The organism is Bacillus sp. ISL-7 (assembly GCF_018613065.1).
In genome coordinates this window covers 109,439-134,041 of sequence record NZ_JAGGQW010000057.1, presented here as the reverse complement: position 1 = coordinate 134,041, position 24,603 = coordinate 109,439, and the positions used below count along the sequence as shown (strand labels likewise).

General features: G+C 38.3%; 22 protein-coding genes and 1 pseudogene. 20 read left to right on the top strand and 3 right to left on the bottom strand.

All coding sequences use genetic code 11. The features are described from left to right. Positions 1–12 precede the first annotated feature (12 nt). The 6 genes from J7E66_RS23900 to J7E66_RS23875 all read left to right on the top strand — a co-directional run bounded on the left by J7E66_RS23900 (position 13) and on the right by J7E66_RS23875 (position 4,157). Positions 13–1,059 carry a ribonucleotide-diphosphate reductase subunit beta gene (locus J7E66_RS23900; RefSeq protein ID WP_215004437.1) on the top strand — a complete coding sequence of 349 codons (1,047 nt, stop codon included), beginning with the start codon at positions 13–15 and terminating at the stop codon, positions 1,057–1,059. Continuing rightward, the gene (locus J7E66_RS23895) at positions 1,056–1,508 is read left to right on the top strand and encodes a flavodoxin domain-containing protein (RefSeq protein ID WP_215004435.1); all 453 of its coding nucleotides are present in this window, start codon (positions 1,056–1,058) and stop codon (positions 1,506–1,508) included. The genes J7E66_RS23900 and J7E66_RS23895 overlap by 4 nt, the downstream gene beginning before the upstream one ends. Before the next feature lie 232 nt (positions 1,509–1,740). Then, positions 1,741–2,220, top strand: coding sequence for a PaaI family thioesterase (locus J7E66_RS23890; protein ID WP_215004433.1), 480 nt, complete (start codon positions 1,741–1,743; stop codon positions 2,218–2,220). 253 nt (positions 2,221–2,473) lie between these two features. Continuing rightward, positions 2,474–2,854, top strand: a complete 381-nt coding sequence (locus tag J7E66_RS23885; RefSeq protein ID WP_215004431.1) for a CidA/LrgA family protein — start codon at positions 2,474–2,476, stop codon at positions 2,852–2,854. Next, on the top strand, positions 2,835–3,530 hold the full coding sequence (locus J7E66_RS23880; RefSeq protein WP_215004429.1) for an LrgB family protein: 696 nt from the start codon (positions 2,835–2,837) through the stop codon (positions 3,528–3,530). The genes J7E66_RS23885 and J7E66_RS23880 overlap by 20 nt, the downstream gene beginning before the upstream one ends. Before the next feature lie 141 nt (positions 3,531–3,671). Further along, on the top strand, positions 3,672–4,157 hold the full coding sequence (locus J7E66_RS23875; RefSeq protein WP_215004427.1) for a hypothetical protein: 486 nt from the start codon (positions 3,672–3,674) through the stop codon (positions 4,155–4,157). Here the strand turns inward: J7E66_RS23875 and J7E66_RS23870 are convergent. Further along, entirely contained in the window at positions 4,099–5,019 is a 921-nt protein-coding gene (locus tag J7E66_RS23870; protein ID WP_215004425.1) for a TetR/AcrR family transcriptional regulator, read from the bottom strand. The genes J7E66_RS23875 and J7E66_RS23870 overlap by 59 nt on opposite strands. Before the next feature lie 183 nt (positions 5,020–5,202). Between J7E66_RS23870 and J7E66_RS23865 the strand changes: the two genes are divergently transcribed. From J7E66_RS23865 to J7E66_RS23855, 3 genes are all read left to right on the top strand, one after another. Beyond that, entirely contained in the window at positions 5,203–6,744 is a 1,542-nt protein-coding gene (locus J7E66_RS23865; RefSeq protein WP_215004423.1) for a DHA2 family efflux MFS transporter permease subunit, read from the top strand. Between the two features lie 130 nt (positions 6,745–6,874). Continuing rightward, positions 6,875–7,477, top strand: coding sequence for a branched-chain amino acid aminotransferase (locus tag J7E66_RS23860; protein WP_215004421.1), 603 nt, complete (start codon positions 6,875–6,877; stop codon positions 7,475–7,477). Positions 7,478–7,565: 88 nt separating this feature from the next. Continuing rightward, on the top strand, positions 7,566–8,339 hold the full coding sequence (locus tag J7E66_RS23855) for a cobalamin-binding protein (protein ID WP_215004419.1): 774 nt from the start codon (positions 7,566–7,568) through the stop codon (positions 8,337–8,339). Positions 8,340–8,455: 116 nt separating this feature from the next. Here the strand turns inward: J7E66_RS23855 and J7E66_RS23850 are convergent, their stop codons facing one another. Then, positions 8,456–8,755 (bottom strand): hypothetical protein, encoded by a 300-nt coding sequence (locus J7E66_RS23850; protein WP_215004417.1) that lies wholly within the window; start codon positions 8,753–8,755, stop codon positions 8,456–8,458. A gap of 267 nt (positions 8,756–9,022) precedes the next feature. Here J7E66_RS23850 and J7E66_RS23845 point away from each other — a divergent pair, with 267 nt between their 5' ends. The 11 genes and pseudogenes from J7E66_RS23845 to J7E66_RS23795 all read left to right on the top strand — a co-directional run bounded on the left by J7E66_RS23845 (position 9,023) and on the right by J7E66_RS23795 (position 23,564). After that, a complete protein-coding gene (locus tag J7E66_RS23845) occupies positions 9,023–9,700 on the top strand; it encodes an NAD-dependent epimerase/dehydratase family protein (RefSeq protein WP_215004415.1) in 678 nt (225 codons plus the stop codon). A 22-nt stretch (positions 9,701–9,722) separates the two neighbouring features. After that, complete coding sequence (locus J7E66_RS23840; RefSeq protein WP_215004413.1) at positions 9,723–10,529, top strand: uroporphyrinogen-III synthase; 807 nt, start codon at positions 9,723–9,725, stop codon at positions 10,527–10,529. A gap of 653 nt (positions 10,530–11,182) precedes the next feature. Further along, positions 11,183–12,538 carry an NAD(P)-dependent oxidoreductase gene (locus J7E66_RS23835; protein WP_215004453.1) on the top strand — a complete coding sequence of 452 codons (1,356 nt, stop codon included), beginning with the start codon at positions 11,183–11,185 and terminating at the stop codon, positions 12,536–12,538. Positions 12,539–12,570: 32 nt separating this feature from the next. Continuing rightward, positions 12,571–13,857 (top strand): NAD-dependent dihydropyrimidine dehydrogenase subunit PreA, encoded by a 1,287-nt coding sequence (gene preA / locus J7E66_RS23830; RefSeq protein ID WP_215004411.1) that lies wholly within the window; start codon positions 12,571–12,573, stop codon positions 13,855–13,857. 21 nt (positions 13,858–13,878) lie between these two features. After that, a complete protein-coding gene (hydA, locus tag J7E66_RS23825) occupies positions 13,879–15,297 on the top strand; it encodes a dihydropyrimidinase (RefSeq protein WP_215004409.1) in 1,419 nt (472 codons plus the stop codon). A 154-nt stretch (positions 15,298–15,451) separates the two neighbouring features. Further along, positions 15,452–16,924: an NCS1 family transporter gene (locus J7E66_RS23820; protein ID WP_215004407.1), complete on the top strand. Its 1,473-nt coding sequence runs from the start codon at positions 15,452–15,454 to the stop codon at positions 16,922–16,924. A gap of 50 nt (positions 16,925–16,974) precedes the next feature. Then, positions 16,975–17,193, top strand: a complete 219-nt coding sequence (locus J7E66_RS23815) for a hypothetical protein (protein ID WP_215004405.1) — start codon at positions 16,975–16,977, stop codon at positions 17,191–17,193. A 355-nt stretch (positions 17,194–17,548) separates the two neighbouring features. Beyond that, complete coding sequence (locus J7E66_RS23810) at positions 17,549–19,177, top strand: PucR family transcriptional regulator (RefSeq protein ID WP_215004451.1); 1,629 nt, start codon at positions 17,549–17,551, stop codon at positions 19,175–19,177. A 157-nt stretch (positions 19,178–19,334) separates the two neighbouring features. Beyond that, on the top strand, positions 19,335–20,801 hold the full coding sequence (locus J7E66_RS23805; RefSeq protein WP_215004403.1) for a CoA-acylating methylmalonate-semialdehyde dehydrogenase: 1,467 nt from the start codon (positions 19,335–19,337) through the stop codon (positions 20,799–20,801). Positions 20,802–20,861: 60 nt separating this feature from the next. After that, complete coding sequence (locus J7E66_RS23800) at positions 20,862–22,217, top strand: aspartate aminotransferase family protein (protein WP_215004401.1); 1,356 nt, start codon at positions 20,862–20,864, stop codon at positions 22,215–22,217. 106 nt (positions 22,218–22,323) lie between these two features. Further along, positions 22,324–23,564, top strand: a pseudogene (locus J7E66_RS23795) (IS3 family transposase). A 72-nt stretch (positions 23,565–23,636) separates the two neighbouring features. Here the strand turns inward: J7E66_RS23795 and J7E66_RS23790 are convergent. After that, a complete protein-coding gene (locus tag J7E66_RS23790; protein WP_215004399.1) occupies positions 23,637–24,524 on the bottom strand; it encodes a hypothetical protein in 888 nt (295 codons plus the stop codon). Positions 24,525–24,603: the final 79 nt, after the last annotated feature.

Here is a 24,603-nt window from a genome sequence, read left to right as displayed (position 1 = left end):
GAAGATTATTTTATGGGTATTCATTTACCGCTATCAAGAATTAAACTGTTAAACCCCGAGTTTCCCAATAAATCAACTGGTATTATTAATGGAAAATCATCAGGCTTGCTCAACTGGAATGATATTGCTTATCCACAGATATACGATTTATATCAGACTTTATTGTCAAACTTTTGGAAAGCTCAAGAGATTAATATGCAAGATGATATAAAACAGTGGGACTTTCTCAGTTCAACGGAGAAAGATGTCTTTTTACGAATAAATACACAACTTGCTTCTTTAGACAGCCTGCAAACACCAACAATGTGTCAAGTAATGGATTATGTGACAGATTCTAGCTTTAAAGCAATATTTGCTGTCATCGCCCAGCAGGAAGCGGTGCATAATGAATCGTATTCCTATATATTAAGTTCTCTTGTACCTTTAAATGAACAAAAGGATTGGTTCAATCAAGCCAAAAATGATCCAATCGTTCAAAAAAGAAACCAACTGATATTAGATGCATATGAAAGTTTCCGTGAGAATCCTACACCACAAAATTTATTTCAACTAGGTGTGAATTCTATTAATCTAGAGGGTATTTATTTTTATGCTGGCTTTGCTTTTTTCTATCATCTTGCCCGCCAGCAAAAGATGCTTAAAACTAGTACAATGATTAGCTATATACAACGGGATGAAATGCAGCATGCTTATTTTATGGCACAGTTTCTGCGAATTCTTTTAACAGAAAATCCGGATTTACATACAGAGGCTAACATTGATTATGTGTATAAAGTGGTTGGACAAGCTGTCCAACTTGAAAAAGAGTGGGCACATATGATTTTGAAGGATATAGATGGTATTGAATTGAGCGAGTACGAAAGATACACCGAATATCTTGCAAATAAGCGGCTTCGACAGCTAGGTTTACAGAACTTATATAAAGAAAGGGTAAACCCTATGCCTTGGATCCATGTTTTCAGTGATGAAATGATGAATGGAACAAAATCCGATTTTTTTGAACAGAAGTCAAGAAGCTATGCAAAGGTAACACAATCAAACGGTTTCGATGAATTATGAAAATTGCCATCGTATATTCTTCCAAAACAGGAAATACTGAAGAATTAGCTCAACGAATTTTTCATTTATTTTTAAAGAAGAATGTAATGGTTTCTCTCTTTCGGATCGAGCAATTTCGAGTTAGGGATTTATCCCAGTTTGCGGCTATTGTGATCGGAACCTATACTTGGGGAAATGGCGAAATTCCTCAAGAAATGATGGAGCTATATCGTGCATTCGAAACTCAGGACGTGAAAAAGGTACTGACAGGTGTAATCGGCACAGGGGATAGTGGTTACCCGAAGTTTTGTGGAGCTGTTGATGAATTTAAGGATATGCTTTACGTACACACAAATTTAATTGCCACCCTAAAAATCGAGGTTAGCCTCCAAATGAAGGATATGGATCGGTGTAGTAGATTCGTGACTATCTTTTTGGATCAATTAAGCCAGAAGCAAGGTATAGGGTAATTGCAGGGAAGTTTGGAATTAGTAGTCAAATTCGGTTTTTTTGCTCCAAATAGAGTCTAAATGTGATTATTTCCGAAAAATACAAAAGAAAACCCTTGTAGCACAAGGGTTTTTCTTTTCTAACTTTTGTGAAATGTTTGGATTTTCTAATATTTTGTCAATTGATTGACCAGGGAATTTTAACAATGTTATCATGTCTATGAAAGCGTTTTCGGTGAAGGGGGAGAAATTAATGGAAGATAAAGTTTTAAAAGCAATTCAGGATGATTATCCGGATGATTTCGCCTGGTGTTATGGCTGTGGTCGATTGAACGAAGGGGGGCATCATTTTCGAACTGGCTGGCAGGGTGAACAAACAGTAACTAAATTCACACCAGAAGCAGAGCATCTAGCACTTCCAGGTTTTGTTTATGGCGGCATTGTTGCCTCGTTAATAGATTGTCATGGAACAGGGTCTGCTGCATTGGCGCTTCATCGAAAAAATGGACATGAAGCTGGTGATGGAGAGGAGACCCCAAGATTCGTAACGGCCTCCTTAAATGTGAACTTTCTCAAGCCCACTCCACATGGTATACCATTAAAAGCAATCGGAACTGTACATGAAATACACCCTAAAAAGTTTAAGGTTGAGACAGAAGTTTATGCGAATGATATTCTCTGTGCTCGTGGAGAGGTCGTCGCTGTTGTCATGCCTAAATCCTTTCTTAAATAGGTATTAAATATTCAGTTTTAGCCGGTCCTACTAATAGGAAACGGCTTTTTTTGCTTTATGAAGGTAACTCGAAATAAAGGTAAGGAATTCTACCATGTATTAAATCAAATTTAAAAAATCTATGTTAGATACCATTCCACATTTACAGAAAAACACAAAAAGGTATGCAATACTGACCTTAGAGTAATAAATTGTGACCCCATTTGTAAAAAAATAATGGGGCATTAATCTTAAAGCAGGGGGTTGGAGCCGAATGGTTCGTGCTATTGCTCAGTTTCTCACAATCTTAGTTATATATTTGATTGGAACAAGACTCGTTACTTGGCTTGATCTTCCTGTCCCTGGAAGTATTATTGGTATGGCGCTCTTATTCATTGCATTAATGTCAGGTGTTTGTAAGCTCAAATGGGTCGAAGCAGCCGCCCAGCTGCATATCAAACATATAACTCTTCTTTTTATTCCATTTATCGTTGGTGTTTGGCATTTTGCAGGGATTTTTAGAGTAGAAGGAATAAAATTAGCAATCATCCTAGCAGCAAGCAGCCTGGTTGTCCTACTTGTTACAGCTTTTATTGCTGAGTATTTAGAAACTAAAAGAAAAAGGAGTAAACAAAATGGGAACAATGATTTCTAATATATTGTTATGTACCAGCATTACTGTTATGAGTTATGCAGTAGGAAATAAGGTGTTTAAAACTTATAACAAGTCATGGTTAAATCCGTTATATACTGTAACAGTGTTCATCATTGGTTTATTGACGCTTTCTCATATACAAGTGGCCCAATATTCTTCAGGAACAGGTATATTTTCACTTTTATTAGGAACTGCCACTGTGTCCCTCGCTGTTCCCTTATATAGACATGTAAGAATTATTAGAAAAAATTTCGTAATTATTTTCTGGGCGGTTATGCCAGGCACATTAACTGGTGTAATTTCAATTGTCTTGTTGACGAAGTATTTGCACATGAATAAGGAAATTATGTTGTCGCTTATTCCAAAATCGGTCACTGCTCCCATTGCCTTATCAGTATCCCAGTTATTAGGGGGGATACCGTCACTAACGATTTTGTTTGTTTGTATTTCTGCGGTTTTTTCTTTAATGGTTGGGCCATTTCTTTTAAATATTACTCGGATTAGAAGCAGAATTGCTAAGGGATTAGCGTTAGGAACCTCAGCCCAGGCAATTGGTGCCAACCGTGCATTTGAATGGGGAGAAATAGAAGGGGTCATGGGGAGCATAGCGATGATTACCTCCGCATTGATCATGTCTATTATGATACCCCTATTATTGCAGCTATCCCTTTCTTAAACTAACTCGAAATACAAATTAATAAGTTCATTACCGACATCTTAAAAAAATTTTAATGAAAATGAAATATTTCTATCTGAAACCAAAAATACCCATCCGTCGTCAAATTAAATAGTAGCAGATAATTAAGGAGGCGAACGGGTGGAGGGGATTAGAAAAATGGCCGTTATCCTAGTGATTGTTTTGGTCATAGGATTTGGTCTAGTTGTCAGCAGATTTGGTTCTGCGCTTTTTCAGGAGGGAAATCCAATACCATTAATTATTTCTGCAATGAAGCTTCACTTATCCGATTCAGAATTTGAGCTGTTCTCAAAAACAGATAAACGAAGCAGATACTTATCCGTAAGTAGTCAAGATAGCAGTTATAATGTTGTAAAAAAATATATGAAATTAAAAGGGTGGAAGTTTCAAGAACAAATGGGTACAGGGTTAATATTTACAAAACATGGCGAAGATGCAATCGTGGTGGTAAAACAATATTCAAGGAATTACTTTATTTGGGAAATTCAGCAACGCTTTTCAAATAATAAAAGCCTTACATACTCAAAACAAACCCCTAATCCTTGGATTAGGGGTTTGTGTCTTCCGACTCTGTCACACTATAAAAAGCCTCGATCAATTCATTAAGCTGTCCTAGTTCTTTTTTCCAAAGTGATTCGGGGTTTTGCTTTAATGATAATAGGGCACTTTGAATAAGAAACTTTCTTGGTGATTTTGTATGGATGATTTCTTCTTGAATAAAATCCAGAAGTTCATTGTATTTGTTTTGTTCTTCTACATCCTGAATGCTTTTCGTTATCGATGCCTTTAACGTTACCGCTATTTTCATCAACTGGGTGATTATCTCGTGATTGTTTTTTTGGCAGCCAGGGACCCATTTTTCTAAAGTATTTGGTTCTATTAATTGATCCCCTGATTCAGAAACCTCATCAACTATTTTAACCAATCGCGCGACGCTGTAGCGGACAACACTGCTTACTTTTTCTCCAGATTCATGGGCCATTCTATTGTATTGAACATTATATTGTAATATCCCTTGAAACATAATTGCACAATCTAATAGGAATGGTTTTTTCTGTTCGCCGAAGATGTCGATAAACCGATTGTAATACCAACGAAGTGAATTTAAACGACTCCGTTGGACAAATTGTTTAAGGTCAGCATCATTAGAGGACAATACTTCCTCGTATAGGGTAATTAATTTATTTTTCCGATTAGTAATCATTTGCATTTCCACTTGCTTAATAAAAATCTCAATACTAGAAGGGTTTTGACCGATTAATAAATCGTTTCGATCCTTTTCGAGCCTCTTATAAATTGTTTTATAAATCGCGATTAATAATTCGCTTTTAGATGAAAAATAATTATAAAACGTTCCTTTAGAAATCCCGCTATAGTCTAAAATATCTTGAATAGATGTCGCTTGGAATCCTTTTTCGATGAATAATTGATGAGCCATATTTACTACATGCTGCTTTCGGTCATTCATAAAATCACCTTTATTTCCATTTGTACTATTAGTATAAAAGTATAGTACATTATTTAAAGCATGATTACAAACCCATAATTTTGCAGGTTTTTTTAATTGCAAAAATTGAACTCTGCGTATATTATTATGTAAGTGTGAAACAGGTGTATAAAAAAATGAACATATATTATAGGGGGAAATTCAATGGATCAAACCATAAAAAAGACTGCTGGCCCACCGTATGGCGTTATTGCCATACTGATAATCGGAGCTTTTATTGCATTCTTAAATAATACATTATTAAATATAGCACTACCTTCAATCATGACTGACTTAAAAATTGACCCGTCAACTGGTCAATGGTTGATAACCGGTTTTATGTTAGTAAATGGAATTCTGATTCCATTATCAGCATTTTTAATTCAAAAATTTTCTGTACGGCAATTATTCTTAGCAGCCATGCTTTTATTTACGTTAGGAACTGTATTAGCTGGCTTTGCTCATGCCTTTCCACTATTATTATCTGGTCGGATGATTCAGGCTTCTGGGTCAGCGATTATGATGCCCTTGTTAATGAATGTAATGTTAACCAGTTTTCCAGTTGAAAAACGTGGATTAGCAATGGGGGTTTTCGGGTTAGTATTAATGTTTGCTCCGGCAATTGGACCGACTTTATCGGGTTGGATTATTGAACATTATGACTGGAGAATGCTCTTCCATTTTGTTACACCAATCGCGATTCTCGTCGTATTGCTTGGCTTTTTCTTACTTAAAGATAAAAAAGGTAAGGTTGATATTCGTCTTGATTTCTTATCTGTGGTGTTATCAAGCGTAGGTTTCGGCGGAATCCTTTATGGATTCAGTTCAGCTGGTAAAGATGGATGGGACAGTCCGCAAGTTTATGGGACGCTTGCAGTTGGGCTCATTTCATTGGTAACATTTATTTTGCGTCAATTAAGAAAAGAACGGCCACTTCTTAACTTCCGGATTTATAAATATCCAATGTTTGCATTATCTTCTGCTATATCCATGGTAGTTACAATGGCGATGTTTTCAGGGATGCTTCTTCTACCAATTTATGTCCAAAATGTTCGCGGGATTTCCCCGATAGATGCGGGTTTATTGTTGTTGCCAGGGGCAATTCTAATGGCCATTATGATGCCGATTACAGGTAAACTTTTTGATAAGTTTGGTGGTCGTGCTTTAGCTATTATTGGTTTATCTATTACAGTGATAACAAGTTATTTATTTAGTAAATTAACACTTGAAACCACCTATACACATTTAATTATTTTATACACGATCCGTATGTTTGGTTTTTCGATGGTAAATATGCCTATAACGACAAATGGCTTAAACCAGTTACCAGCACGCTTTTATCCACACGGGACGGCGATGAACAATACGATGTCGCAGGTATCCGGTGCAATTGGTACAGCATTGTTGGTAACGGTGATGACAACCCGTGCAAAAACACATGCAACGGAACTAATTGAAGCAGCGAAAAAAGTTGTACCTAATCCGTCAGTAAAAATAACGGAAGCGATGCAATTAAAAATGCAGCATGATATTCAAATGAAAGCAATGTTAGAAGGAATTAATGACGCATTCTTTGTTACCGTCTTTATCGCCGGTCTTGCATTGGTCCTTGCCTTATTTATTAAACGGGCAAAACAAGCAGAAGATCCTGGTGAAGTAAAAAAATCTTCCTCTCATAAGGTAAAAACGAAATTAGCGGAAAATTAAATAGCAATTAGAGGGGTGGCTTTTATATAGTCACCTCTTTTTTTGGCAAAATAACATTATCACATTTGCTTTTTTACACATAAACACTCAATATTAAAATAGAAAAGTGAATCATAGGAGGACATTCCTGATGTTAAAAGAACAAATCAAACAGTACATATCTGAACAGCAAAATAACTCAAACGGCAATAGTATTACCATTTTTAAAGAAGAAAAAGAGTATCTAGAAAAAAATCAGCTGGGTAATAATATCCAATTTTCGGAGAAGGATGTTAGTGTGCGCTTTGCAGACGCCTACATTGAACGTTGTGATAAAGAAACAGAAAATATGCTAAAGAATGAATCGTCTTCATTCTTGACTCAGCCTCTCGATTACTTAAAAATGCATAAAAATGAATTTATTTACTTAGAGTCCAATTGGTTTAATTTAATTGGTGTCGAGGCTGTTTCGTTAGAAGCGGATGATGTATTTGGGACATACGATGTAATGTTGGGATTAAAACTGCAAAAGAAATTTGAAAAAGCGTTAAAGGAAAATTTAAATAACCAATTACATGGGGATGAAGCAAAATTCGACTTAATGTTCAGCTTGGAAGATGGATTATGGAATTTGAATTTTGCCCTAAACTATGTGGAAGGTTTTAACGATGAAATATCCATAGGTGAGGCGTTCCAGCTCATTTATCGCTTTTTATTTCAGTTGGTTGAGGCCGTAGAAGGGGAAAGGAAATAGAAATACCCAAAAGCGCATGGATGATTTTCCATCCATGCGTTTTATGATTCCTTTGCTTTAACTATATCGAGAGGAGAGATGGTAAAACATGCGAGTCATTTCCTTGTGCCCTAGTAATACTGAAGTCATGGAATATCTGGGTTTAACACACTTATTAGTAGGAGTTGATGACTTTTCCGATTGGCCAGCCTCAATCAAAAATCTACCAAAGTTAGGTCCTGATTTATCGATTAACATGGATCTAGTTGAACAATTGCAGCCTGATTTGGTCCTTGCTTCTTTAAGTGTTCCAGGGATGGAAAAAAATATTGAGGCTCTAAAGAAACGAGATATCCCCCATCTTGTTTTAAATCCACAATCATTAACCGATATTGAAAACGATTTAATCTCAACCGCTGGAGTTATTGGCGAACAAGAACGGGGAGTGGAGGCGGCTCGGCAATTTCGTTCCAGGCTTGAAAAGGTAAAACAGCAGAGTGTTAATCAAATTTACCGACCACGTTTGTACTGGGAATGGTGGCCGAAGCCGATTTTTACACCAGGAAAAATAAATTGGCTCACGGAGATATCTGAGGCTGCTGGGGCAATGAACATCTTTCACGATATTGAATTGGCCAGTGTCCAAACGGAGTGGGAAGATGTAATAAGTCGCAAGCCCGATTTTATTTGTCTTGCTTGGGTAGGAGTGAGGAAAGATAAGATTCAAAAAAGCCTTGTTAAAAAGAGAACTGGATTTGAAGAACTAGGATTTAAAAGTGATGACCAGATTCTCATTCTTGAGGAAGAACTGTACTGCCGCCCCTCACCAAGACTACTAGATGGATTAGAAAGGTTAGTAGATTTGATTCATAGATTTAAATGACCACAGAAGCACTTTTTTTATTTTTGGATAAATGAAACAGACTTCCATTTTCAAAGGGATCGTAAATTTTCTCTGTACGTAAATGAAAAGGGAGGGTTTTACTCCCTCCCTAAGAATCAACTAAAATCCTGCTCTGTAATCGATATGGCTGAACCCGTTGATGTGTGCTGGTTTACCCAGCCTAGCGAGGTTTCCGAGACATTAGTCCAATTGGGTATTTCTTCCTTATGCTGTTCAACCCAACTCATGCAGTACTGTGGGTCAATATTATAATCGAGGCACTGGGCTAGGAAAGATTGAATCGTTTCTTGGTTACAATTCTCCCATGAACCACAAGTATTACTCCACACATTCTCCATTTTCGTTTGCAGCGATACATCATTAATAAAATTACTAAATTGGAAATCGTTAGGCATCCTTGTTCCTCCTTAAAAAAATTTTCACTTCCTCAGTATGTCCAAGGAAAAAATAATTGAACAAAAATAAGTTAAAATATTGACAACTTTATCGTGATCTTCCTTATTTACCTTATTGAATTTTATATCTTCCTTTTTAGGGTAAGATACAAAGTCAAAAATATACAACTAAGGATTAATATTCTTCATTATTCACGAGGATTGTGTAATAATCTTAATGATACCGATTTAATGAGATAAAAGGTTGGATCGTAAAGGGGATTAAATATGAAAAACAGCAAAAAAACGGCACTTGTTCTAGGTGCTAGCGGACTAGTAGGAAATGAATTAGTAAAAATCCTCATTCAACAAAAAAATTATGAAAAGATCCATATGTTAGTCCGGAGACCAATTGAAAGCAATCATCCCTCCTGTGAAGTGCATGTCGTTGATTTTGACAAGCTAGATACATACTCGAAATTATTTCAGGTAACAGATGTTTTTTGTTGTTTAGGGACTACTATTAAAAAGGCAAAAAGCAAGGAAGCTTTTCGAAAAGTAGACTATGAATATACGGTCGAGGCAGCAAAAATATCATCAAAAAGTGGTGTAGAGAAATTTCTCATAATAACAGCGATGGGGTCAAATTCTAAATCATTGATTTTCTACAATCAAGTGAAGGGACAAGTGGAGGAAGCTCTACGTAAGTTAATTATACCATCTGTTCATATTTTCAGGCCATCACTATTGTTAGGAGAGCGGACAGAGTTTCGTTTTGGGGAAAGAATTGCGGAAAAAGCAAGTGCCTTTTTAAATTTACTCATGGTTGGCGCATTACGGCCTTATAAAGCGATTGAAGCAAGGAACGTCGCAGCAGCAATGGCAGCCGTCGCCCAGACTGATAAAAGTGGTGTGAACATTTATCCTTCACATGAGATTGAAAGAATTGCAAGAGAAAAAAATTAATACGATTTGAGAGGTTAGTGCAATGGAAAAGGGTTTAACTGGAAAGCGAGTCGTCATTTGCGGTTCGCGAAAAATAGAAGAAATAAGTACGATAATTGGAAAACAAGGAGGTGTTCCTCTAATCCGTACCCTTCAAGGGACTGTATTTCTAGCAGAAAAGGAAGTGGAACCTGATTTACGCGAATTTGTACAGAAAGGTGCCGATTGGGTGATTTTCACAACGGGGATTGGTTTTGAGACACTCGTGGAATTAGCAACAAAGCTTGGATTAAAAGAGTCCTTTTTAAAGAACCTTCGTGAAGCACAGATAGGATCTAGAGGCTATAAAACCCTATCTGCATTAAAGAAATATGAGATTAAACCAATCGTGGTCGATGAGGATGGAACAACAAAGGGATTAGCTCAATCACTCGAAACCGTAGATCTCTCTGGAAAAAGAGTTATGTTGCAACTTCACGGGGAAACAGCACCAGTATTAACAAAATTTCTCGAAGATCGCGGTGCTATTGTCCAGAAGGTACTTCCATACCAGCACATAGCACCTGAAAAAGAGATGGTGGCAAGGTTATGTAATGAACTTCAGTCCGGTGAATGTGACGCGGTATGTTTTACTACAGCAACCCAGGTTCACTCGCTTTTTGACTATGCAAGAGAACATGAAATCTTGACAGACATCATTGATTCCTTCAAACAAAAAACAGTAGCTGCAGCCGTGGGAAAAGTAACCGCAGCAGCATTAAAAGAGCAAGGGGTAGAACGGATCCTTGTTCCTGAAAATGAGAGAATGGGAGCAATGGTTATCGAGTTGTCTAAATATTTTCAAAGTTAAACATAGCAGGGTGTACCTTCTAAAAAAGGTACACCTTTTTTATTAAAGAGGTACATTTCCTCCACATTCGTAGAAAATGTCGAGAAGTTTTTTACGATTATTTTATAATAAGTCAGTTTTACTTTGAAGGAAGATGCATTGTTAGGTAAGTAATACTTTACTGATTAGACATTTGAAAATGAACAAATAAAGCTTGTAAGATTAATTGACAATTCGATTTCTTTTTACAATATTTTTGGTATTATTGTGTTAAATTGAAAAAGTATTCAGAAAAGTGTACAAGAAATCTGCCCTCTGATATAACTATATCCAAAATTCCTTATCATTTCCAATTTTCATCCAACAACAATACTCCCCTAGGGTTTCATTCATAGTAAATTACTTTCTTTTTACATAATGATTAATTAAATGCTTGCATCAATTTACAGATTGTTAGGTGAAATGTCTAAAATCAGTCTGTAAAATTATAATAAGATGCAGAATTTTCTGCGAAGTAGATAATTGACTAAAGGAGTTGATCTCTTTTTGGTAATATCAGTTTATTAAAGCGCTTACATTTTTAAGATCAGCACTTAATTGATTTATTTATTCCATATGTATTGGCCATAAACCATTCATATAAGAAGGAGGGCTTCTCTTTGGCGAATGAAAAAATGCAGCGTATATCCTTATCCAATCTTGAAAAAAACTTTCTAGAGGTGGAGCAGGGACTGACAAACCAAGAAGCTGTTGAAGAATCCAATCGATGCCTCTATTGCTATGATGCTCCATGTATAAAGTCCTGCCCGACAGGTATTGATATTCCAACCTTTATTAAAAAAATTGCCTCAGGAAACTTACTAGGTTCTGCTAAAACAATCATGTCCTCAAATCCAGTTGGTGCAAGCTGTTCTAGGGTTTGTCCAACGGATGAACTATGTGAAGGAGCTTGCGTCCTAAATCATTCAACCAAGCCAATTATGATAGGCAATCTACAAAGATATGCTACGGATTGGGCAATGACAAATGAACAAGTACTTTTTCGACCAGGTCAATCGAATGGACGAACAGTTGCTGTCATCGGCGGTGGTCCGGCTGGACTATCGGCGGCAAGGGAACTGGCAAGATTAGGTTACGAGGTTACTATATTTGAGGGGGCCGAGAAAGCAGGCGGCTTAAATACGTATGGAATTGTCTCTTTCCGTTTACCTCAAAGAATATCCTTCTGGGAAGTAGAGCAGGTTGAGAAATTGAATGTAACCATTAAAACGAACACAATGGTCGGGAAGGATATTTCAGCGGAAGAAATTACTGAAAATTTTGATTATGTAGTCTTGGCAGTAGGTATGGCACATGTTCCAAACCTAGGTGTTGAAGGCGAAAACTTAGCGGGTGTATTTGATGCGATTGAATTTGTCAAGGCAACAAAAAGTGGCCAGTTATCCGAAGAGTTTGTTGGAAAAAGGGTTGTCGTAATTGGTGCTGGGAATACCGCGATTGATGGTGCGACTTGTTCCGTTCGGTTAGGAGCTGAAAACGTCAAAATCTTATACCGAAGAACGGAAGAAGAAATGACGGCCTATGAATTTGAATATGATTTTGCCAAACAAGACGGTGTGGAATTCCGCTGGTTAACAGCACCAAAAAGGATTATCGGTGATGAAACCGGGAAGGTAACCGGAATAGAGTGTATCAAAATGAAACTTGGGGACCCAGAAAAAGATGGACGGCGCAGACCTGTAGCAATCGAGGGTTCCGAATATGTGCTTCCTGTCGATGCTGTGGTAAAAGCAATCGGGCAAACCAGACACCTTAAGTTAATTGAAGGGTTCGATCTTAGCCATGATGGCGGGGTTGTCAAGGTAGATAAAGAAACCCTCCAAACCTCCAATCCCAAAGTGTTTGCATGCGGCGATGTTGTGTTTGGTAAAGGGAATGGGGACGCCATGGTCGTAACCGCTGCGCAACAGGGAAAAGATGTGGCCTATTCCATTCATAAACAATATTCTTTTGTCGGAACGGCAAAATAACTTCTTATTTGATAAAAAGGGGAGAAAAATTGATGGCTGATTTACGTATTAATCTTGCAGGGATTAAATCTCCTAACCCGTTCTGGCTGGCATCAGCACCGCCTACCAACTCTGGCTATCAGGTACAGAGAGCCTTTGAAGCTGGTTGGGGTGGGGCAGTCTGGAAAACATTGGGCGATCCTATTTTGAATGTATCATCAAGGTTTGCTGCAATTAGTTTTAACGGACAAAGGGTGGCCGGTTTCAATAATATTGAACTAATCACCGACCGACCTTTAGATGTCAATTTAAAAGAAATCTATGAAACCAAAAAGCGATTTCCTAACCATGCGATCATTGCTTCGTTAATGGTTGAACCAAAGCAGGAAAAGTGGCATGAAATCGTTAAACGTGTGGAGGATGTCGGTGTTGATGGACTTGAGTTGAATTTTGGCTGTCCCCACGGGATGGCAGAGCGCGGCATGGGTTCGGCTTCGGGCCAGGTCCCTGCACTTGTTGAGCGTCAGACTTTTTGGGTGAAAGAAGTTGCTAAGACACCTGTTATTGTAAAATTAACGCCAAATATCACTGATATTACTGCAACAGCTGAAGCTGCTTGCAACGGTGGTGCGGATGCGATCAGTATGATTAATACGATTAATAGTCTCATGGGCGTCGACCTAGATTCTTGGAATACCATTCCACATGTGGCCGGGAAGGGAGCACACGGCGGCTATTGCGGACCTGCAGTTAAGCCGATTGCCTTAAATATGGTCGCTGAATGTGCTAGACATCCGCATATTAACGTGCCAATTTCGGGGATTGGCGGCATTTCCAATTGGAGGGATGCCGTTGAATTTATGTTGATGGGAGCGACAGGCGTTCAAATTTGTACAGCCGCCATGCACCATGGGTTCCGAATCGTTGAAGATATGATTGAAGGACTCAGCAATTATCTAGATAGTAAAGGAATTGCCTCTGTGACTGAAGTCATCGGAAAATCCGTGCCTAGATACTCGGATTGGGGCAACTTGGATTTAAATTACAATATCGTCGCAAAAATCAATTCCGATGTCTGTATCAATTGCAATAAGTGCCATATTGCCTGCGAAGATACCTCGCATCAATGTATCGATATGTTGACGGACTCAAATGGAAAGAACTTCCTCAAAGTGAGGGAAGAGGATTGTGTCGGTTGTAATTTATGTTCGATCGTATGTCCTGTAGATGGGGCGATTGATATGGTCGAAGCAGCAAGAGAATTGCCGGCGATGACTTGGAATGAACGACAGGCTGCCTTAAGTGGAGTTGTAGAATGTAAAGCAGATCTAACCAAGTAGAAGATTTGGAGGGAACAATTGATGAAAAAAATTATCAAAAACGGGACCATTGTCACGGCTGCAGACACATACCAAGCAGAAATTTTAATCGAAGATGGTAAAATAATACAAATTGGTACGAATCTATCAGCGATTGGCGCGGAAATAATCGATGCGAAGGGCTGTTTTGTTTTTCCAGGAGGGATCGATCCACACACCCATCTCGATATGCCATTTGGTGGAACGGTGACAAAGGATGATTTCGAATCAGGGACCATAGCTGCTGCCTTTGGCGGAACGACAACGGTTATTGATTTTTGCTTAACCAATAAGGGGGAGCCGCTGAAAAATGCGATTCAGACATGGCATGATAAATCACGAGAAAAAGCTGTTATTGATTATGGTTTCCACTTAATGATCTCAGAAATCAACGAGAATGTTCTCAGTGAGCTCCCTCAAGTTATTACTGAAGAAGGAATTACCTCTTTTAAGGTATTTATGGCTTACAAAAATGTATTTCAAGCGGATGATGAAACATTGTTCAAGACACTTATCTCTGCAAAAGAACACGGAGCCTTGGTCATGGTCCATGCAGAAAATGGGGATGTCATCGATTACTTAACGAAAAAAGCCCTTGATGAAGGGAAAACGGCACCGATTTATCACGCACTAACGAGACCACAGGAATTAGAGGGCGAAGCTACAGGCCGTGCAGCAAAATTCACGGGACTTGCCAATTCACAGTTATATGTAGTCCATGTCTCCTGTGCAGATGCAGTAGAACAAATAGCGATAGCCCGAAGCAAGGGCTTTGATGTCTGGGGAGAAACCTGTCCTCAATATTTAGTCCTTGATCAAAGCTATTTAGAAAAGCCTAATTTTGAAGGGGCTAAATATGTTTGGTCACCGCCATTAAGAGAGAAGTGGAATCAGGATGTTCTTTGGAATGCTTTGAAGAGTGGTCAATTGCAAACGATTGGTTCTGACCAATGTTCCTTTGATTTTAAAGGGCAAAAGGATTTAGGAAGAGATGATTTTACTAAAATACCGAACGGCGGTCCAATAATTGAAGATCGTTTGTCGGTTTTATTCTCAGAGGGGGTGAAGAAGGGACGGATTAGTCTGAATCAATTTGTTGATATTACCTCAACCCGCAGCGCAAAGCTTTTTGGATTATTCCCGAAAAAAGGGACAATCACCATCGGTGCAGATGCAGACCTTGTTATCTTTGATCCGAATATCGAACGTGTGATTTCGGCCGAAACACATCATATGGCTGTTGACTACAATGCGTTTGAAGGTATGAAGGTAACCGGCGAGCCTGTTTCGGTGTTGTCTCGTGGGGAATTTGTTATTCGCGACAAGCAATTTGTTGGAAAACCAGGTTCTGGCCAATATGTAAAAAGGGAGAAATATAATAAAAATACACTAGTAAACCAAAATGAAACACTATCTATCTAGCTAATTATCTTAGCTTCACTTAAACACTAATCGAACTACTCCTATTTGCAATTGCTCAGATTTGCTGGGCAATTGCCTTATTAATTGTATGTTGACCGTTTGTTGAAATTGTCTAGTATTCTAGAAAATCAAACCGAAAACAAGGAGTGTTCACATGAAAAAAAGCCACTTAAAATCACCAGATTTATTACCGATTCACCATAAGGACAGAACAATCACCAAATTAGGTTACTCGTTTATGTGGGTGGGAATGGTGGTCGTTCTTGCCACCTTTGCGATTGGTGGAGCAGGGGTTAAGAGTTTATCTTTACCATGGGTCATTCTAGCAACGGTCATTGGAAGTCTTGCGATTGGATTTTTCATTTCATTGATCTCAGATATCGGAATTGAACATGGCTTGTCCTTCCCAGTTTATATGAGAGCACCGTTTGGAATAATCGGAACCCATATCCCTTCTATTACCCGAGGAATAACGGCATCGATGTGGTTCGGCGTAAATACTTACTTTGGCTCGACGGCGATGAATGGTATCTTAAATATTTTATTTGGCTTTGATAATTGGTTTGTTTGCTTCCTAATCTTTGCGGCGGTTCAACTGATTAATACTGCACTTGGTATAAAATCGATTGAGCGATTTGCCGATTTAGCCGCACCTATTATTCTGATCATTTCACTATGGATGTATGTGTCATTATCAGATCAGGCAACAGCTGCAGGCAGAGAGGTCTGGAGTTGGGTCGAGTCCCCTGTAACCGGCGGAGCTGCTTTTTCAGCCTTTTTAGTTGTTATTTTTAGTAATATGGGTTTTTGGGCGACATTAAGTGCAGATATTCCCACTATTTCACGCTTCATCAAGGCACCAAAAAATGAAAAGAACTGGTTTAAGCGAAATAGAGCTTCTTTAATGGGGAACCTTGTCGCAATGCCACTTACACAAACATTTATGATTGTCATTGGTGCGGTTTCCTATATTGCCGTATTAAACGCTGATCCAGTGGTCGCACTCCAAAAGGCAGCAAGCGGCTTTATCCTTGCTATATTACTGTTAATGATTGTCCTAGCCCAGTGGTCGACCAATACAGCAGCAAATGTTGTGCCAGCAGCAACCATTTTTTCAAACGTGGGCGGTCCGAAATTCCCATTTTGGGCAGGTGTCATCACTGCTGGAATTGTCGGGATTATTGTTCAGCCATGGCAGTTGTTTGATGTTATTATTCAAGTTCTTCTCTTTGTCGGAGGTATTCTAGCAGCAATAGTCGGTATATTGTTTGCTGATTATTATCTTCTTCGGAAAAGACGTGTAAATGTAACAGAATTATACGAGAACCATGGCCAATTTAAATATATGGGCGGAGTAAATTTAGCTGGATTTATTGCCTGGATTATTGGGGCAGTAGCATCTTACTTTGTTCCGAATTATGGGTTTTTAGTTGGTTTTATCATTGGTGCTGGGGTGTATTATGTCCTCGCCAAATACTGGTGGTTCCAAAAGTATCCTCAGGCAGAAATCGTGGATCCGAGCGACGAGAAATATTTAGGTATTTCCGTTGGCCGGGATTGGGTAATTGAAGAAAACACATATGAAACAGTTATGGAAGAAATTCCAAATAATGTAGATTTATATTAAGCTAAATAGGATATAACCAATAGTTTATGAAATTAAAAGGGGGGTAATGGATGTCAGATTATCAGCAATTTCTAGATGAAAGAGACAAAATTGATTACTTTATTCAGAAAGGCTACCGAATTAATGGGGTTAAAGAACATTTAAATGGGGCTACTGTTGAATTTTTACATCCCAAAGGAAATGTATTTGAAACACTTTTGATTGGAACAGCAAATGCACGAAAATATTTTACTAGTCTTTTATTGAAGCAGAATCACACAAGTTCGTGAGTGCTAAGTGTTACAAGATAGTATTAGGGGGTGGGAAGTTTGGAATTCTATTTAAGATCAAAGGATAATGCGTACCCTTGTGTAGTCACAATAGATGAAGACAATGGACGTTATACGATACGAAAATCTGATTCTAGCGGTGAGTACTTCAACTCTCCTAAAGAATTAGTGGCCTGGATCATGGAAAATTGGCAGTCTGAAGACTTTCTAGATCGTAATGAATTTGAGTCAATGCTTAGTAAAATAAAAGTATACTTCCCGATAATACTCTAGATATATAGTGAAAGGATTGGTTGCAGGACCAATCCTTTTTCACCTATTATTCTGTTTTCACTTTTGCGAGGAGAGCCAAATGATGAAAGAACATTTTCAATTAACGGTGGCAGATATTTTAAATCGAAAGCATTTTGAAAATGCATGCGTTATCGCTGGGAAAGACGGTATTCATCGATTCGTTAAATGGGTTCATATCGTCGAGGTCACTAGTATTCGAAATCTTCTTAATGGAGATGAACTTATTCTAGCAACAGGTGTTGCCTGGAAAGATAATACCGATTTATTTGTTTCGATGGTAATGGAATTTCTTGAAAACAATGCAGCTGGTTTATGTATTGAAATGGGGACATACATGACAGCCATCCCAGAGGAAGTCATAGATATTGCTAATGAACATCAATTTCCGATTATTATTTTTACACAGGAAGTTCCGTTTGTGAAAATTACTCAAGACATCCACTCAATCATTATTAACCAGCAATACCAGAAGATTTCAGATTTAGAGCATTACTCGCAAAGCTTAAATAAACGACTTCTAACGATGGAGAGTTATGGTGATATTCTTCAATGCATTTTTTCTGCATTGGATTTACAAATTATTTTCCGCTTAAAGAATCTGGACTATGAATTTGTCCCGGAAATTAGTCAAGCAGAACAAAAAAAACTAATGACCCAGCTTGAAGAGACCGAATTACACCCATGTGATCATATAGCGTCTGCCCCTATATTTTTATTTGGTCAAGAATATGCAGAGTTATTTATTTATTCAGAGGATATCCCTATAAGTGAATACGATTTTTTGATTTTGGATCGTACCGCAACAGCACTGGCCCAGCATTTATTAAGGGAAATGTATGTCGAAGAAAAAAAGCGCGTCGAGGAGTTTGAGTGGCTTTACGGCTGGCTTGAGGGTGAACATTCACTCGAAAGCATTAGTGAATATTTTACACTGAACGGGATTAAAACAAAAACGAATGAAGCAGTGGTCTTAATCACAAAGCTTATTCCTCTAAAAGAAAAAATAACCCAAGATGTTACCTATTTAAAGTTATTATTTCGCTCGGTATTTGAACAGAATGGCTTCACTGTGTTTCCTGTTGAAAAAAGGAATGAACTTACATTCATTCTTGTAAATAATCGGACGAAAAAGAATGCAAAGGAACGGATTAAGAAGGCAATTGAAGCCATTACAGAATCAGAGTTCATTAGAAAACAGTGCTCAGCAAAAATCTTGATTGCGGTAGGAAATTTTATTGGAAATTTAAATGAAGTACATAGAAGTTATCTCACAGCGAAGGAAACTCAGCGAATACAGCAAAAGATGACCAATAAAGCGACTTATTATTTTTATGAGGATCTGCATTTATATCGTCTTATTTCACAAATGAGTAAACACGTTAACCTAAAAGAGATTGCAGCAGAGTATTTACAGCCTGTTATTCAATATGATCAAAAATATAATGGCAAGCTGCTAGAGACATTAAAGGTCTATTTAGAATGTAATGGATCAAAACAAGAAGCCGCAAGTAAGCTATTTATTGTCAGGCAAACACTGTACCATCGCCTGCAAAAGCTTGAAAACATTCTGGGAGAAGACTTTATGGATCATGAAAAACGAGTAGCTATCGAATTCATGCTTCTTGTCCAAGATTACTTATCAGCTTCCCAACAAAATACAAGCAATACCAGTTTCAGAAAAACAGAATAAATGTCCAATTACTATTCAAATCGTCAAAGAATTGGTTCGCCTCAATTAACATTTTGTCTAATGAAAGCATGGTTTAGATACGAGATAATGAGATTATAAGGCTATCAAGGTAGAAAATTCAAAACACTATTTATAAAAAAATTAGGAGGTTATATATATGAGTGTAACAAAAAAAGATACGGCCATTTTAAAGAATTTCATTAACGGTGAATGGGTGAACTCGAACAGCGTCCAAACACTAGATGTACCCAATCCTGCTACGAATGAGCTGTTAACAAAGGTACCTGTGTCAACGAAAGAGGATGTAAATCTAGCGGTGGCAGCGGCTAAGGCTGCTTTTAAGGAGTGGAAAAATGTCCCGGTTCCAAAAAGAGCCAGAATTCTTTTTAAATACCACCATCTGTTAACTGAAAACCATAAAGAATTAGCAAGATTAATTGTGCTAGAAAATGGAAAGGCATACAAAGAAGCTTACGGTGAGGTCCAGCGCGGGATTGAGTGTGTTGAATTTGCATCAGGTGCTCCAACGTTAATGATGGGAGAAACGTTATCAGGTATTGCAGAAGATATTGATTCCGAAATGTTCCGATACCCTGTAGGGATTATCGGCGGGATTACACCCTTTAACTTCCCGATGATGGTCCCGCTATGGATGTTCCCGCTAGCGATCGCTTGTGGTAATACGTTTGTGCTAAAGCCATCAGAACGCACACCAATATTAGCTAATAGATTAGCAGAGTTGTTCATGGAAGCTGGTGCACCAAAAGGCGTGTTAAATGTGGTCCACGGTGCTCATGATGTTGTCAATGGTATACTCGAGCATAAGGACATCGCGGCCATTTCATTTGTTGGCTCACAACCTGTTGCAAAGTATGTTTATCAACGAGCTGCTGCAGAAGGAAAGAGAGTTCAAGCCCTATCTGGAGCTAAAAATCATCATATTGTCATGCCTGATGCAGATATGGATAAGGCTGTCCAACATGTGATAACTTCTACGTTTGGAAGTGCGGGACAACGTTGTATGGCCTGCAGTGCAGTTGTTGTTGTCGGTGATAATGAGCCGTTTGTAGCCGCATTAAAGAAAAAGGCAGATGAACTAATCATTGGAAACGGAATGGATGAAGAAGTGTTATTAACACCGATTATCCGAAGGGAACACCGTGAAAAAGTACTTGGCTATATTGAAAAAGGGCTTGCGGAAGGCGCTGATTTAATTAGGGATGGACGTAGAGAAATGGATGAGCTCCCAGAAGGAAATTTCTTGGGACCTACTATTTTTGATCACGTCACACCTGAAATGACAATTGCCAAGGAGGAACTCTTTGCCCCGGTATTAAGTCTCCTACGTGCCAATGATTTAGACGAAGGGTTGGAATATATTCGAAAGTCCAGGTATGGCAACGGCGCAACCATCTATACGAACAATGCGAAAGCGATCCGTCAATTCCGTGAAGAAGCAGAAGCAGGTATGCTTGGCATTAATGTTGGCGTACCGGCAACAATGGCATTCTTCCCATTTTCGGGCTGGAAGGATTCCTTCTATGGTGACATGCATGTAAACGGGAAAGACGGTTTAAATTTCTATACGCGCAAAAAAATGATTACCTCTCGTTTTGACGGTTAAGTTAGTGGCAAGATTACTTTTGGTGTCAGGCACCAATATTTTGAAATGGAGGGAAGCGCGATGGTTCAAACAAGTCGTCCTCAGGAAACTTTATTGGAACAGGATGATAAATATGTATGGCACTCAATGAAGCCTTATAACCCTAAAGCCACAATCGTTGCAGCCAAGGCGGAAGGGTCATGGGTGACTGATTCAGACGGGAAACGTTACTTAGATGCGATGGCAGGCCTTTGGTGTGTGAACGTCGGTTATGGCAGGACCGAGCTTGCCGAAGCGGCCTATGAACAACTGAAGGAAATGGCCTATTTTCCACTTTCACAAAGCCATGTTCCAGCAATTAAACTAGCAAAAAAGCTGAATCAGATGTTAGGTGATGAATATGTCATCTTTTTCTCAAACAGCGGCTCTGAGGCAAACGAAACCGCCTTTAAAATAGTAAGACAGTACCATCAGCAAAAGGGTGAACATAATCGTTACAAAATTGTCTCCCGCTATCGAGCGTATCACGGGAATTCTATGGGGGCCTTGGCTGCCACCGGGCAAGCGCAAAGAAAATACAAGTACGAACCGCTTGCACCAGGTTTTATTCATGTTTCACCACCGGATTCCTACAGGGATGATACGAATGTAGGAGATCCGAAGGAATTGTCTTCCGTCAAAGAAGTAGACCGGACCATGACATGGGAGTTGAGTGAAACAATCGCAGCAATGATTATGGAACCGATTATTACCGGAGGTGGTGTCCTCATTCCGCCCGATGGCTATATGAAAGCGGCAAAAGAGGTATGTGAAAAACACGGGGCACTGCTCATCGTCGATGAGGTTATTTGTGGCTTCGGCCGTACTGGAAAGCCATTCGGGTATATGAACTATGGCGTGAAGCCAGACATCATAACGATGGCAAAAGGGATTACCAGTGCGTACCTGCCCCTTTCCGCTACAGCTGTCCGTAGAGATATTTATGAAGCATTTAAAGGCACTGAGGAGTATGATTACTTCCGCCATGTCAATACGTTTGGAGGAAATCCAGCTGCTTGTGCACTCGCCTTAAAAAACCTTGAAATTATGGAAAATGAAAAATTATTTGATCGTTCCCGTGATTTAGGGGAGCAACTCTTAAATGATTTGAAGAATCTTTTACAAGATCATCCCCATGTTGGCGATGTCCGTGGAAAAGGGTTATTGATCGGAATTGAATTAGTAAAGGATAAGCGGACCAAGGAACCATTGGAGAATGACCTTGTCAATCAGGTTATCGCCAGTTGTAAGCAGGAAGGAATTATCATCGGAAAAAATGGAGCAACAGTAGCGGGATATAACAATGTATTAACATTGGCACCGCCATTAACGATTAAGCAGGTAGATTTAACCTTCCTGATCAAAACACTTACGGAGTCACTTCAGAAAATTAGATAAAAATAAAAAAGAACCCATGTATTTACAAATGTAAATTGATATGCTCCCCAATAGGTAGACAGATTAAAAAATAAAAAATCTGGCTACTTATTGGGGAGTATTTATTATGTCTAAAAGGTCCTATTCTGTAGAAGAAAAATTCGAGATATTGAAAGCGTTGGAGGATAATCAATATTCGATAAACGAAGTCGCATCAATTTATAAAGTACACCACTCCTCTATTTTGGAATGGAAACATAAATTTGATAAGTATGGGACGGACGGTCTAAAGGAGTCTTCCACTTGGAAAAGATATTCTAAGGAACTAAAACTATCCGCCATAAGGGATTACCTTTCTGGTAAATATTCTTTACGAGAGATTACAAGAAGGTATGAAATATCGGATTTATCGGTCCTCAGGAAATGGATTAACAAGTATAATAGTCATAGTGAATTAAAGGATACGTCACACGGAAGGACGAGCTCTATGACTAAAGGAAGAAAAACCACTTTAGATGAACGGAAACAAATTGTTTATTATTGCTTGGAGAACGGTAAAGATTATCAAAAAGCAGCCGAGACATTGCACGATCTGCTTATTATAAGTGGCTAAATCGCACACCTTCTATTCGTGAGCTTCGAAATGAAGAAATTATAAAGGAAATGAAGGCTCTTCATGAGAAAGTTGATGGAATCTATGGATACCGTCAAATGACTTTAAATATGAATCGAAAATTCGAGGAAGACCTCAATCATAAGCGAATTTATAGACTAATGAAGATATCTGGCCTTGAAAGCGTCATTCGGAAAAAGAAGAAACGTTATAAGCCCTCAACTCCCCAACACGTTTCAGAAAATGTGCTCAATCGTGAGTTCACAGCGGAAAAACCGAATGAAAAATGGGTTACGGATGTCACCGAATTTAAGTATAGCCAATCAAAAAAGGCTTATTTAAGTGCGATTCGTGATCTATATGATGGGTCGATTGTTAGCTATGTTTTAGGACATTCAAATAATAATAACCTTGTCTTTAAGACGCTAGACCAAGCAATAACCCATTTAGATGGAGACAAACCACTTATTCATAGTGATCGAGGGTATCAATACACCTCTCATGGATTTAAACGGAAGTTAGATGCCGAAGAGATGACGCATAGTATGTCGCGGGTGGGTAGATGTATTGATAACGGGCCAATGGAATCTTTTTGGGGAACACTTAAATGTGAAAAGTATTATTTACATAAGTATGAGACATTCGAAGAACTTTCTATTGCGATAGACGATTACATTAAATTTTATAATTATGAAAGATATCAAAAACGACTAAACGGCCTTAGCCCAATGGAATATAGAGCTAAAGCCGCTTAGTGCATTTTTATTATTTCCACTGTCTACTTGACGGGGGGCAGTTCAAATTTCATGGGTTCTTTTTTTCAGAGTTTATCTATTTTTTCTCCTTCTAGGTCGAAACCGGAAATCGTCACTACTTTCATAATCGGTAAAGGTATTAACAACTGGGGCAGCATCCACAAAATTATTTTTCACTTTTTTAGGCATCACAACAGGCGCCACTTTAACCTCCTTAACTACATCAGCTACTACCACTTCAATATCCTGTTGCGGCTTTTTGTTCTTAGCATTTCCAGTTTTATCTTGGACACCTTCAACGTTAGTACTCAAATTTTCTAGAGCAGTACTAAAAGTTTTAACCTCCGTACTTAGTGTTTCAACCTCAGGACTTAGAGTTTCATCATCAGTACTAAAACTTTTTAATTCAGTATTAAAAGTTTTTAATTCAGAACTAATAGTTCTAACTTCAGGTATTTCCTCTTTAATTTCATCAATTACTTCGATCACCTCAACCACCACTTCTTCATCAGCAACATTGTCCTCATTATCATTACTTAATTCCGCTTCATCCTCAGTTACTTCATCCATTTCGTCATCTTCGACTAAAGATTGTTGTTTTACTTTTATAATTTTTCCAAGTGCATTTGTCCTCATAACAGCAATTCCAATTATTTCATCAATTAGAGCAGTGAATTGATCAAAGTCCACATTATTTTCACCGCTAGTTTGGATGACTTTTAGAAAATCCTGATGAAATAGATTAAATTCTTGTTCGAACTGTTCGCTGTCCATTTCTCTAAAAGATGTCCCTTTAATACGAATAAATCCATAAATTAATTTACTCACTACCTTAGAAACAGCTTGCAATTCCTCTTCGCTTAAATCAGAATCATTAGTTAGATAATAATGGACATCCCGTAGGGTTTGATAATAACTCTTAAAATTCCGGCTTATTTCTAGGAAATCAAAATTATTCATTAGAAATATCCCTCCATATATATTTGATGTATAATATTCGGTTATCAGCACAATGCTCTTTTTTATTAAAGATATGTAG

Bases quoted from the DNA above. Each gene is read 5' to 3' on its own strand.
- J7E66_RS23815 (WP_215004405.1), top strand. From the start codon at position 16,975: ATGTCAGATTATCAGCAATTTCTAGATGAAAGAGACAAAATTGATTAC.
- J7E66_RS23845 (WP_215004415.1), top strand. From the start codon at position 9,023: ATGAAAAACAGCAAAAAAACGGCACTTGTTCTAGGTGCTAGCGGACTA.
- J7E66_RS23800 (WP_215004401.1), top strand. From the start codon at position 20,862: ATGGTTCAAACAAGTCGTCCTCAGGAAACTTTATTGGAACAGGATGAT.
- preA (WP_215004411.1), top strand. From the start codon at position 12,571: ATGGCTGATTTACGTATTAATCTTGCAGGGATTAAATCTCCTAACCCG.
- J7E66_RS23885 (WP_215004431.1), top strand. From the start codon at position 2,474: ATGGTTCGTGCTATTGCTCAGTTTCTCACAATCTTAGTTATATATTTG.
- J7E66_RS23865 (WP_215004423.1), top strand. From the start codon at position 5,203: ATGGATCAAACCATAAAAAAGACTGCTGGCCCACCGTATGGCGTTATT.
- J7E66_RS23805 (WP_215004403.1), top strand. From the start codon at position 19,335: ATGAGTGTAACAAAAAAAGATACGGCCATTTTAAAGAATTTCATTAAC.
- J7E66_RS23850 (WP_215004417.1), bottom strand. From the start codon at position 8,755: ATGCCTAACGATTTCCAATTTAGTAATTTTATTAATGATGTATCGCTG.
- J7E66_RS23900 (WP_215004437.1), top strand. From the start codon at position 13: ATGGGTATTCATTTACCGCTATCAAGAATTAAACTGTTAAACCCCGAG.
- J7E66_RS23895 (WP_215004435.1), top strand. From the start codon at position 1,056: ATGAAAATTGCCATCGTATATTCTTCCAAAACAGGAAATACTGAAGAA.
- J7E66_RS23820 (WP_215004407.1), top strand. From the start codon at position 15,452: ATGAAAAAAAGCCACTTAAAATCACCAGATTTATTACCGATTCACCAT.
- J7E66_RS23835 (WP_215004453.1), top strand. From the start codon at position 11,183: ATGCAGCGTATATCCTTATCCAATCTTGAAAAAAACTTTCTAGAGGTG.
- J7E66_RS23855 (WP_215004419.1), top strand. From the start codon at position 7,566: ATGCGAGTCATTTCCTTGTGCCCTAGTAATACTGAAGTCATGGAATAT.
- J7E66_RS23890 (WP_215004433.1), top strand. From the start codon at position 1,741: ATGGAAGATAAAGTTTTAAAAGCAATTCAGGATGATTATCCGGATGAT.
- hydA (WP_215004409.1), top strand. From the start codon at position 13,879: ATGAAAAAAATTATCAAAAACGGGACCATTGTCACGGCTGCAGACACA.
- J7E66_RS23870 (WP_215004425.1), bottom strand. From the start codon at position 5,019: ATGAATGACCGAAAGCAGCATGTAGTAAATATGGCTCATCAATTATTC.
- J7E66_RS23810 (WP_215004451.1), top strand. From the start codon at position 17,549: ATGAAAGAACATTTTCAATTAACGGTGGCAGATATTTTAAATCGAAAG.
- J7E66_RS23840 (WP_215004413.1), top strand. From the start codon at position 9,723: ATGGAAAAGGGTTTAACTGGAAAGCGAGTCGTCATTTGCGGTTCGCGA.
- J7E66_RS23790 (WP_215004399.1), bottom strand. From the start codon at position 24,524: ATGAATAATTTTGATTTCCTAGAAATAAGCCGGAATTTTAAGAGTTAT.
- J7E66_RS23860 (WP_215004421.1), top strand. From the start codon at position 6,875: ATGTTAAAAGAACAAATCAAACAGTACATATCTGAACAGCAAAATAAC.
- J7E66_RS23880 (WP_215004429.1), top strand. From the start codon at position 2,835: ATGGGAACAATGATTTCTAATATATTGTTATGTACCAGCATTACTGTT.